The sequence below is a fragment of the Flavobacterium sharifuzzamanii genome (assembly GCF_003254585.1).
Taxonomy (GTDB): Bacteria; Bacteroidota; Bacteroidia; order Flavobacteriales; family Flavobacteriaceae; genus Flavobacterium; species Flavobacterium sharifuzzamanii.
On sequence record NZ_QJGZ01000033.1, the window covers coordinates 108,980 to 121,143 of the forward strand.

Sequence of the window (12,164 nt, forward strand, 5' to 3'; positions counted from 1 at the left end):
GAGAGTTTCATCAAATTGAAATTCTCCTTTTTTTATGTATTTATTTCTTTTGGTTTTGAGTTAAGTGTTTGATTTTGAAATTTTTTCTAAATGGTAATATAGTAATTATGTAATTGCGAAATTGGCACTTATAGGGTAATATAAGCAGGTTTTTCGGTAATATATTATCAGAAAAATTATCTAAAAAGCAAAATATTTGCCACATTAATTATAAAACCATTTTATGAAATTCAAGATTAATGTTAGAAAAATTGCAGTACTCTTTTTTGTGCTGTTGACTAAACTGACCTTTGCCCAAGATCGGGTTGTGTCAGGAATTGTTTCAGATGAGAATGGAGTTCCGTTGCCAGGTGTTGGAGTACTGGTAAAAGGAACTCAAACAGGTTCTCAGACTGATTTTGATGGGAAATATTCAATAAAAGCTGATGCAAATGCGGTACTTGTGTTTAGTTTTATTGGAATGCAAACTAAAGAAGTTCCAGCACGTGGTAATAGCATAAACGTAAAAATGACTGCAGGATCTACGCAATTGCAGGAAATTGTAGTTACAGCATTGGGGCTTAAAAGAGAGAAAAAATCTTTGGGTTATGCAACACAAGAAATAAATGGAGATCAGCTTACAAAAATAAATACAGGTAACGTTTCGAATAATATTTCAGGAAAAATTGCGGGTGTGCAAATTAGAAGAAATAATAATATTGGAGGATCTACAAACGTTGTGATTCGTGGTACAACTTCTTTGACAGGAAACAATCAGGCCTTGTGGGTTGTGGATGGAATTATATTAAACAATGATAACACCAATACAAATGACCAGAAATCAAGTGGTAATAAAGGCGGATATGATTATGGTAATGCTGCCTCTGATATAAACCCTGATGATATCGAGACAATGAACGTTTTAAAAGGTGCTGCAGCAACGGCGTTATATGGATCAAGAGCTTCAAATGGAGTTATTATTGTAACACTAAAAAAAGGAAGCAAAGCTAAAGGAGGTTTAGGTATAGATTTCAGCACTGGAATAAACGTTGGGGTGGTTGATAAAGAAACATTGCCAGAATATCAAAACCAATATGGTGGAGGATATGGATCTTTCGGGTCAACTGTAGATTTAGGGAGCGGTTCTCATCCGTCTGTAAGTATAGAAGATGCTTCTTGGGGGCCAAAATTTGATCCTTCTGTCTTGGTGTACAATTGGACTTCTTTTTATCCTAATCTACCGACTTATGGGAAATTATCACCTTATACAGCGGTAAAAAAGAATCCAAACAGTTTTTATCAAAACAGTTTAACTTATATCAATAATATTGCTATTTCTGGTTCGAATGATCAGGGTGATTTTAGATTTGGTTATACTAACTACAATCAGCAGCAAGGAATTCTGCCTAATAGCAATAACAGAAAAGATAATTTTAATTTTTCTGCCAGCTATAAAATTGCGCCAAAAACTAGAATTTCAGCATCGTCAAATTATATGAAATCAGATGCGATTGGTATGAATGAGACTGGATACGGAGATGGCGGGAACAACTATTTGAGCAGTGTAAGACAATGGTACAGTACAAGTGCTGATTTTGGCGATCTTAAAGAGGCTTACGAATTAACAGGTAAAAATATAACATGGAACGTGCAATCGCCAACTAAGTTGACCGTTTTGTTTCATGATAATCCTTATTTTCAGCGTTATAACAATTACAACTCGATGAAAAGAGATCGTTTCTTTGGAAATGTAATCTTAAAAACAGAAGTTACAAATTGGTTTGATATCATGGGAAGAGGTGCTGTCGATTTTTATCATCAGTTACAAGAAGAGCGCATAGCTGTAGGTTCAAAAAGAACATCAAACGGATTAGGGCAATACTCTAGATATGATAAAAACTTTCGTGAAATCAACTTAGATTTAGTTTTGAATTTTAAAACGGCTATCACGGAAGGTCTTAATTTCACGGGGATGTTAGGAGGAAACTCTAGACGTTCTGTATTAAATTCTATTTATGCTGAGACAAATGGTGGATTGGTTGTTCCAGGAATTTACGCTTTGACAAACTCAATAAATCTAATCAACTATCCTGGCGAGGCCGAGCAGACTATCGGTACAAACAGTATTTACGGAACAGCAAATTTTGCTTATCTTGACACATTTTTTGTAGAAGGGACCTATAGAATAGATCAGTCTTCTACTTTGCCAAAGGAGAATAATACTTATTCTTATCCTTCAATCACAGGAACTTATATTTTTAGTAATCATATTAAAGCAGATTGGCTATCTTTTGGTAAGCTGCGTTTAAACTATGCTGAAACAGGAAATGATGCTCAGTTTGCAGTAACTTCTCCGAGATATTCTAAAAATAATAATTTTGGACCAAACGGAATTCGTTTTTCAACAGAAGATAGTAGAAGTAATTCCGATTTAAAAAGTGAGTTGACAAAAGGTTTTGAGGCAGGTCTTGAGCTTAAGTTCTTCAAAAACAGATTAGGGGTTGACTTTTCTTACTACAAAACAAATACAACAAATCAGATTCTATCTATTGAAACGCCTACACAAACAGGATACACTAGAGCATGGATTAATGGGGGAGATGTTCAAAACAAAGGATTTGAGTTAACGGTAAATGCTACTCCAATCAAAACAAACAATTTTACATGGCAGGCAACTGTAAACTGGTCTACTAATAAAAATGAAGTAATTTCTTTAGCAGGAGCAAATCAGATTTCATTGGGAGGTTTCCAAGGAATTAGTTATGTAGCAGAAGTTGGTAAACCAGTTGGTCAGCTTGTGGGTTCTGGTTATACTTATTTAAATGGTCAGAGAGTTATTAACTCAAATGGAACTTATCAAAAAACTTCAGGAGTAGTGATCGGAGATGTAAATCCTGATTGGATTGGTGGTTTTAATAACGTTTTAACGTATAAGAATATTTCTTTCAACTTCTTAATAGATGTTAAAAAAGGAGGAGATGTATACTCTTTAGATCAACAATTTGGACATCAGACAGGTATCTATGAAAGTACAGTGAGTAAAAACCATAATGGAGTTCCACAGCGTGAGCCTGTTGCTAATGGCGGTGGTGTATTACTAAACGGAGTTCAAGCAGATGGAACACCAAATACTGTGGTTGCTGAAATCGCAGATGCTGCAGGATACGATTTTTATGGTTCTATGCCACAACAAGAATATGTTTATGATGCATCTTATGTAAAATTACGTGAAGTTGGGTTAAGCTACAGATTCCCAAAAAGATTCTTAACTAATACGTTTATCAATAATATGGTCTTCGCAGTTAATGGAAGCAACCTTTGGATCATTCACAAAAACCTTCCTTACGCAGATCCAGAAGCGGGAGCATCTTCGGGTAATTTACAAGGCTTTCAATCAGGGGTTTTACCGACAACAAAAGAGTATAGTTTTACATTGAAAGTTCAATTCTAAAAAATATAGACATGAGAATTATAAAAACAATATTTTTTGCTGGAGCTATTCTATGTACAATAGCTTCATGCGATAACCTGGACAATATGAATCAGGACAAAAAAGGTTATGAAACAGCAGTACCTGCAGCATTAATGACTAGTGCTCAAGTAAATTATGCTTATTTCTTGACTAATGCTTCTGTTAATTCAAACAATTTCAGAGCTTATGTTCAGCATTGGTCGACTTCGACTTATACAGATGAAGCTAATTACAACCAGGCAAAAAGAAATCTAGGAAGCAATCATGCTGTATTGCTTTATAGAGATGTATTACAGGATTTATCAAATGCGCAAAAACAAATCAGAGAAATTAAAGCATTAGGTCCAGTAGAAGAAGCGGTGCAAAAAAATCAGTTGGCAATTCTTGAAATACAGATTGTAATGACATATCAGACATTGGTTGATTTGTTTGGAAATGTGGCGTACACTGAAGCTTTAGATATTAAAAAGTTCCCTCTTCCAAAATATGACGATGCTAAAACAATCTATTTGGATTTAGCTTCCCGTTTGGATATAGCTATTGCAAATTTGGATACCGCAAACGCAAGTTTTGATAAAAAAGCAGATTTAGTTTTTCAAGGAAATGTTGCTAAATGGAAAGTATTGGCAAACAGCGTAAAACTAAAAATGGGTTTGCATCTTGCTGATGTTGAACCAGCAAGAGCTAAAGCTATGGTGGAAAGTGCTTATAGTTCTGGGGTAATGAGCAAAGAAGCTGATACAGCTTTGTTTCAGTATTATTCATCAGTAATAGATATGAATCCATTATATGATAGTTTGGTAAATAGTAGCCAAATTAATATAGCAGAGTTTTTTGTTAATGAATTAAATGCAAAAGAAGATCCAAGACGTGATATTTTCTTTGATCCGGCTTCAAAAATAAACGGTAAATACAAAGGTGCTCCATATGCTCAGCTAGTTAAATATGTAGATTATTCAAATACAGGACTTAGATTGAGAAAAGAAACAAATCCTGGAGTAATATTCGATTATACGGAAACCTGTTTTTTGCTAGCAGATGCAGCAAGCCGAGGCTTTAGCGTAGGTGCAGATGCGGCGACATATTATACAAAAGGAATAGAAGCAAGCATGAAATTTTGGGGAGTTTCTGATGCGAATATCCAAACTTATTTAGCACGTCCTGATGTTGCTTTTGCTACAGCAACAGGAACAGACAAGCAAAAAATTGCCTACCAGCTTTGGATCGCTTACTACAATCGTGGTTTTGAAGCTTGGACCGAATACAGAAGGTTAGATTATCCTATACTGGTAGCGCCTCCAACAGCAGTGCAAGAAGCAAATGGTAAAGTTCCTGTCAGAAATATTTATTCCACATCTGATAAAACGCTGAACGCAGCTAATTATGAAGCAGCTTCAACAGCAATAGGAGGAGATTTAATGACAACGAAGATTTTTTGGGACAAATTTTAATTTTGAGTTAGTTTAATTTGTTTTTGAGCCAGCACTTTTTAAGTGCTGGTTTTTTTTGTTTTATAGTATTTGTAAGGGATGATGGATGTTTTTTAGTTAAGTTAATTGGTTTTTGTTTTTGATATTTTATTATAAGTATTTTTTAATTATGTGTTTTTTTATGGTTAAAAATATGATAATTATGTATTAATTCTGAATAAAATACTATCAGAAAGGTAGAAGCTTCTGCGGTAACTTTGATCAATTACTAATGAAAAACCTAAACAAATGAAATTAAAATTACTAATCTGCTTTCTGATTTTCAGTTCAGTGAAAATTAGTGCACAAGGTCTGCCTTGTCGGACAAGCGAAGAAAATGAAAAAGTGTACCGGAATAACCCTCATGCACTTCAAGAAAAAAAGAACTTTGATGTTTTCAGCAAAAATTTTGCTGCACAGCGTAAATCTTCCACAGCAAAAACGGCTACAGTTACTACTTACACTATTCCAGTAGTATTTCATATTTATGGAGATGTGCAAGGTGGAAAAACGGTGACGTATGAAAAAATTGTCAACCATTTGGCTCAACTTAATGATGATTTTAATGGCCGTAATGCAGATTATCAAACTGTTGAACCATTTTTTCAAGCTCGACGCGGAACGCTGAATATTGAATTTAAACTCGCGAAAAAAGATCCTAACGGCGGATGTACTACGGGTGTTGTTTTCCATCCAACTAAAAACGGTTATGGAAACGGTGGAGGCTACGATGACCAGATTGCTGCCGATGCTTGGGATAATACCAAATACATGAATGTTTACATTCAGAATGATTTGTATAATGACGGAGCGACAAACAATTCTGGAGTTGCTTGGTATCCTAGTTCAGACATGACAGCAAGCAATACAGCTCGTGTTGTTTTCAATGGAGCATATTTATACGATAACTCATATAGTAAAGAATTCTCTGCAACTCTTACTCACGAATTTGGACACTTTCTTAATCTGATTCATACTTTTGAAGGCGGTTGTACTGGAACTGATGAAGTTGCTGATACTCCAGCGGAAGACGGAAAACATACTTTAGGATGTACTCCAGGAACAAATTGTAGTGGCGATAAAGTAAATTTTGAAAATTACATGGGATACAATGGCGCACAAGGTTGCTACAAAATGTATACGCAAGGTCAGATTGACAGAATGCTCGCTGCCTTAGAACACCCTGCGAGAAAATCTCTTTGGCAAGCACAAAACTTAATTGATACAGGAGTTAATTCTACAGGAAGTACGCTTACTGCTTCGGCTGTAGCTTTTAAAGAAGCGATTATAAATGATGGTTCTTTTGATACTTCATCAATAATTAAATTAAACGGAACTAAAACTTTTGCAGTTTCTTCTGGAACAATGACAGCAGGAACTCATTTTACACATACTTTCCCAGCAGGAATTACACCTGTACTGACTGTAAACTCCAATAATCAAATTACAGTTACATTAACTGGAAAAGCAACAAATCATGCATTAATCAACAATACATCTGGTGGAATTAGTTTCTTACCAGCAGCTTTTACAGGCGGAACAGCTGATTTATCGTGTACTTCTTTATACTTTAATTTTAAATTTTCAGACCCATACGGAATCTTTTTTGTAGACATGCCAGATGTTACGGTTTCGTCAGCATTGACATGGAAATATTTTGAAATTGCAAAAGGAGACGATCGTGCATTTGGAGGTTGGCGTTATGCTGCGAATGCTTTAAAAATTGAAACGTATGCAAAGAGACTAGTTTGCGAAACGGGTACTAGAAATATCTCGTTATTGAATTCAAACACAGCCGTTGGTCCAACAAGTAATATGACTGCTCCTGGTGCTTATCCAAATCAGTTGGATTTAAGAACAGCGAGTTACACAGCTTGGGACGGAAAAACTGGTTATGTAGGATTCGATTATTTAATGGATGGTCTTACATGTTATGGATGGTTTAAAGTAAAAGTAAACGCTGATGGTGACGGGTATACAATTTTGGAATATGCTTATAATACTAAGCCAAATACCCCAATTTATACCGGAATGGCCGATAAAACAGCTACAACTTTATCACCAGAAACACTGTATGAAGCTGAAGTAAATGACGGAAGCATAACTTCAACGGCAACAATTGCTTTAAGTACTAATAATGGTACATTTACAAAAAGCAGTGGCACTTTTACAGCAGGAACCGACTATACAATTACAGGTGTGCCAGCTGGTTTAACAGCAGTTTTAACTCTTGAAAGCAATTCTAAAGCTGTACTTTCTTTTACAGGAAAAGCAACTGCACACAATACAACAAATGATGCTGTTATTACAGTTACGTTTAAAGATGCAGCAATTACAGGAGGAATAGCAACTTTGGATACCGCTACTAAAACAATCAATTTGAAATTTGATGCGCCTTACGGAGTGTTTTATGTAAACAATCCTGATTATACGGCCAATGCAGCATCGACTTGGCAGTATTTTGATATGGGTATTGGAGACAATACGGAGTATGGAGCATGGCAATATGCTGCGGCAGCTTTAAAAATAGAAACTTACGGAAAAAGATTGATTTGTGAAGCGGGAACAAGAAATATATCATTCTTATCACAAGGTACTTCTATTGGAGCTTCTAGTAATTTTGCTGCACCTGGAGCATATCCAAATCAATTAGATTTGAGAACTGCTACTTATACAAATTGGGATAATAAAACTGGATATGTTGGTTTTGAATATACAAGCAGAGGACGTGTTTGTTACGGATGGATGCATGTAAAAGTAGAGGCTGGCGGAGTAGGGTATACGGTGTTGGATTATGCTTATAACACCAAACCAAATGAGCCAATTTTAGCAGGAGCTCAAACAACAAATACAGTATTGGCTCCAACAAATTTAACAGCAACTGTGACTAATTTACAAGCTGTGCTTAACTGGACTAACAATGCCACAAATGCTACAAATGTAATTATCGAAAGAGCAGGTTCAGATGATGTTTATGCTGAAATTGCGACACTAGCTAACACTGCAGCTACTTATACTAATACAGGTTTAACTGCCGACAGCACATATAAATATAGAGCAAGAGCAAAATCAGGGGCTGATTATTCTGCTTATTCAAATGTGGCTACTGTCACAATTCCTGCAGCTCCATTATGCAGTGCGCAAGGAACAAACGGTTATGAATATATAAGTTCTGTTGCAGTAGGAAGTTTTGTAAATGCATCAGGAAAAGAAACAAACGGTTATGCAGATTATACTTCAAAAGTGATTACTTTGAGTCCGAACGCAAATACAAGCGTTACTTTAACTCCAGGTTTTAGCGGTTCTGCCTACACAGAATATTGGGGAGTTTGGATCGACTACAATAAAAACAATCAGTTTGAAGCATCTGAAAGAGTAATTAATAATGTTTCATCAAACGCTGCGGTAACTACAAGTTTTACACCTGCATCATTTACAGGTACTACTAAAATGAGAGTTGTGATGAAATATAATGCTAATCCTTCTTCAACTTGTGGAAATCTAGGAGATGGTGAAATCGAAGATTATACTGTTCAAGCAGGAACTTCCGTGCCATCAAATCCAGCAACTTTGACAATTCCTGCTAATCTTGGAAATGCAGGTGTGTACTCATCAGGATTTTATGCTTCTTGGGCAACATCAGCAGATGCCGCATCTTATGAAGTGCAATTGAATACTTCTTCTGGATGGACATCCGCAGGAACTTCTACAACATATTATCTATGGATTCCGAAACAAGGAACTCAGACCGTATATGAATTTAGAGTAAGAGCAATAAATGGAACAGCTTTTAGCGATTGGAGTGCTTCTCATACAATTGATTTACAATCTGGAAGTGCTGGATTGCCGGGCATAAATACAAATACTGCAAAAGCATTCACAATGTATCCAAACCCAGCTTCAGATGTTGTAAACTTTACTTTTGAAAATATTGATATCAATAAAGTTAAAGTGTCAATTTACAATAGCACAGGCCATTTGGTAGATACAATACATAATACAACTGTTTATTCTCTTAAATATTTAAATAAAGGAGTTTATATTGTTGTGGCTACAGATGGAAAATTTGTAGAAAAGAAAAAATTATTGGTTGAATAATAGTTGATTTAGTTAAAAATGAATAGGGTTGTCTTTTTGAGACAGCCCTATTTTTTTCTGTTTATTAATGATGTAATATTTCGCTTCTCTGGAGCTTTTTCTTTTGGGGACATAGTATATTTCTATACATATTTCGCCCCGCTGGGGCTTTTTTATATTTTGAAATAGGATTGTTTTCTATAAATATTTTATCCCTCCGGGATTTTTTTAATAGTATTAAAGCTCTGGAAGAGCGTTATATTTATAGAAATTCAATTTGCTAAAGATTTAAAAGTTTCGGAGAAGCAAAATATTTATAGGAATTGCAATTTCCAAAGATCAAAAAGCTCCAGCGGAGCGACATATATCTAATAAAAAAAGAGCCATCTTAAATAGATAGCTCTTTTGTAAATATTGAATTAGAATTATTTTAAGCTTATAACCCAAACGGATTATCGATACTCTGCATCGGCTCAGTAAACCATTTAGGGCCTTCAGCCGTCATATAAAAATGATCTTCATGACGAATACCAAATTGACCTGGCATACAGATCATAGGTTCATTACTAACTACCATTCCTTCTTTTAAGATAGTTTGATTGCCTCTTACTAAATAAGGATATTCATGAATATCTAAACCTGTTCCATGACCCACGCGGTGTGGTAATCCTGGAATTTCGTAATCTCCACTTAATCCAGCTTCTGCCAAAACTTTGCGCGCGGCATCATCTACAGAGCCGCATGTTGCTCCAATTTGAGCAGCATCAAAAGCTGCTTTTTGAGTTGCTTTCTCAAGATTCCAAATTTTTCTGTGCTCGTCACTTGGAGTTCCATATACATAAGTTCTTGTGATATCAGATAAATAGCCTTCTAAACGACATCCTGTATCAATCAAAACTACATCATTATCAACTAAATTTTGAGGAGCAGTAACTCCATGCGGATATTGAGAATCTTCTCCGAAAAGAACAATACAGAAATAAGAACCAGATGCAATACCAGCCTTAATATGTGCTCTATGGATAAAATCGACAACTGTACTTACTGGAATGCCCGGATATAAAATACTTGCGGCTGCTTTTTGAACCACCATAGTAATGTCTTTTGCTTTTTGAATTATAGCAATTTCATTTGCCGATTTATGCATTCTGCATCCTGCTGTTATAGGCTGTGCATTTACAAAATTAAAACTAGGATTCGCTTTTGAGATTCCATCAATTAGAAAAAAAGCAGCCGATTCATCCAGCGCAATAATGCCATCTGTAATATTTTTACTTTTCAGAATACTTCCAAACAATTCCGAAGGACTTTCATGTTCTTCCCAAAAGTTTAAATTTCCTTCAATTTTCATGAAAGTCTTAAAAGTTCCTTCTTCAAATTTTGGAACAATATATTCAACCGTTTCATCTTCAAGAATTATGGCGCCAACCATACGCTCAGACGGATTCCATTTTGTTCCTGTAAAATAATACAGATTAGTCCCCGCATTTACATAAAGCGCTTTGCAATTTTGTTCTTTCATTAAAGAAACTGCTTTTTTGATACGCTGTTTGTATTCTGGAAGTCCGATTGGCACAACACCAAGTGTCATGTTTTGTATTTTTCCTAATTCGATATCTATAGTTGATCCGCCAACTCCAATTGCCATTTTTTATTTTTTTAAGTTATTATTTAATATACATACTTTGTAAAATTGATGCAAATTTCAAATTTTCAATAAAATTAGAGGATTATTTTTATTTTGTTCTATGTTAATGCAAACTAGATAAAATATTACATTTTAAGGGTAATATAATATCAGTTTTTGCTGGATATTGCACTTACTTTTAAAATTTTAAAATAACAAGATTAAAATGAATCGAAAATCCTTTATTATTACGCTGTTCTTTCTTTTTCTAAATATTTTTGCAGTTTCTGCACAAGAATCTTCAGCAAATCTACAGCAAAAACTAACTGAATTATTCCCAAAAGCCATCATAACGCGAATTGATAATTTAGAAAATTATATCGAATCGTATCAGATAATTTTAGACGAGCCTCTAGATCACAAACACCCAGAAAAAGGGACTTTTCAGCATTATATTTATCTTTCACATTTAGGTTATGATAGACCAACTGTAATTGAAACTCACGGCTATAATACCGAAAATATTAAAAGTGAAGTAAGCAGTTTGTTGCAGGCCAATCAGGTTGCTGTTGAATATCGTTTTTACGGAAAATCAAGACCAAATCCGATTCAATGGGAATATTTAACTAATGATCAAGCTATTGAAGATTATCATAGCATCGTGACTAAACTGAAAAAAATATATTCAGGAAAATGGATTTCAACAGGAATCAGCAAAGGAGGAGAAACATCCCTAATTTATAAATCAATATATCCAAATGATGTTGATGTGGCAATGCCGTACGTGGCGCCGTTAATTAATACTTGTGAAGATCCGAGAACTATAACTCACACAAGAACAGTTGGAACGGAAGAATGCAGAGCCAAAATAACGGCTTTTCAAAGAGCTGTGTTGCAAAATAAAGACGCTGTTTTAGAGGTTTTTAAAGATTTTTCAGCTGAGAAAAAAATGCAGTTTACAGAAGTTCCTTTCGCGGAAGCATTGGAATATGCTGTTTTAGAATTTCCTTTTTCGTTTTGGCAGTGGGGAGGAAAATGCGATGAAATTCCGCCAGTAAATGCCTCTGCAAAAGAGCTTTTCGATTATTTGAATAAAATTGTTGGAGTAGGAACCTACAATGATAAAATGTGGTTTGTGTATTTGCCTTCTTATTACCAGCATTTAAGTGAATTGGGTTATTATGGTTTTGATCTTGAGCCAGTTGCCGATTTGTTAACTATTGTAAAAAGCAGTTCTAATGCACGATTTGCCCCAAAAGAGGTTGTGATTAAATACAATCCAAAATACATTAAAAAAGTGCGTAAATATGTTGAGAATAAAGGGGATAAAATTATATATATCTACGGAGGTTATGATACTTGGTTCTCATGTTCTCCAACACCAAAGTCGAGTGTTGATGCACTAAAAATGGTACTTCCGCAAGGAAGCCATTCAACCAGAGTAAAGCATTTTTCTGCAGAAGACCAGAAATTGATTATGGATACATTAAAAAAATGGCTTAATTAAAAAAAAGAGCAACAGATAAAATATTACATTACT

Annotated in this window: 5 protein-coding genes; 4 read left to right on the plus strand and 1 reads right to left on the minus strand. The window is 35.0% G+C overall.

What is annotated here, in order from left to right:
* The first annotated feature begins 223 nt into the window (after positions 1–223).
* From DMA14_RS03645 to DMA14_RS03655, 3 genes are all read left to right on the plus strand, one after another.
* The gene (locus DMA14_RS03645) at positions 224–3,430 is read left to right on the plus strand and encodes a SusC/RagA family TonB-linked outer membrane protein (protein WP_111423219.1); all 3,207 of its coding nucleotides are present in this window, start codon (positions 224–226) and stop codon (positions 3,428–3,430) included.
* Between the two features lie 11 nt (positions 3,431–3,441).
* A complete protein-coding gene (locus tag DMA14_RS03650; protein WP_111423221.1) occupies positions 3,442–4,902 on the plus strand; it encodes a SusD/RagB family nutrient-binding outer membrane lipoprotein in 1,461 nt (486 codons plus the stop codon).
* Positions 4,903–5,169: 267 nt separating this feature from the next.
* On the plus strand, positions 5,170–9,018 hold the full coding sequence (locus tag DMA14_RS03655; RefSeq protein WP_111423222.1) for a M43 family zinc metalloprotease: 3,849 nt from the start codon (positions 5,170–5,172) through the stop codon (positions 9,016–9,018).
* A 415-nt stretch (positions 9,019–9,433) separates the two neighbouring features.
* Here the strand turns inward: DMA14_RS03655 and DMA14_RS03660 are convergent, their stop codons facing one another.
* On the minus strand, positions 9,434–10,645 hold the full coding sequence (locus DMA14_RS03660) for a M24 family metallopeptidase (protein ID WP_111423224.1): 1,212 nt from the start codon (positions 10,643–10,645) through the stop codon (positions 9,434–9,436).
* Positions 10,646–10,850: 205 nt separating this feature from the next.
* On the opposite strand from DMA14_RS03660, the gene DMA14_RS03665 reads away from it, so the two are divergent.
* Entirely contained in the window at positions 10,851–12,131 is a 1,281-nt protein-coding gene (locus DMA14_RS03665; RefSeq protein WP_111423226.1) for a S28 family serine protease, read from the plus strand.
* The last annotated feature ends 33 nt before the right edge of the window (positions 12,132–12,164 follow it).

What these genes read in the sequence shown, in the direction of transcription:
- DMA14_RS03650 (WP_111423221.1), top strand. Translation starts at nt 3,442, where the DNA reads ATGAGAATTATAAAAACAATATTTTTTGCTGGAGCTATTCTATGTACA.
- DMA14_RS03655 (WP_111423222.1), top strand. Translation starts at nt 5,170, where the DNA reads ATGAAATTAAAATTACTAATCTGCTTTCTGATTTTCAGTTCAGTGAAA.
- DMA14_RS03660 (WP_111423224.1), bottom strand. Translation starts at nt 10,645, where the DNA reads ATGGCAATTGGAGTTGGCGGATCAACTATAGATATCGAATTAGGAAAA.
- DMA14_RS03665 (WP_111423226.1), top strand. Translation starts at nt 10,851, where the DNA reads ATGAATCGAAAATCCTTTATTATTACGCTGTTCTTTCTTTTTCTAAAT.
- DMA14_RS03645 (WP_111423219.1), top strand. Translation starts at nt 224, where the DNA reads ATGAAATTCAAGATTAATGTTAGAAAAATTGCAGTACTCTTTTTTGTG.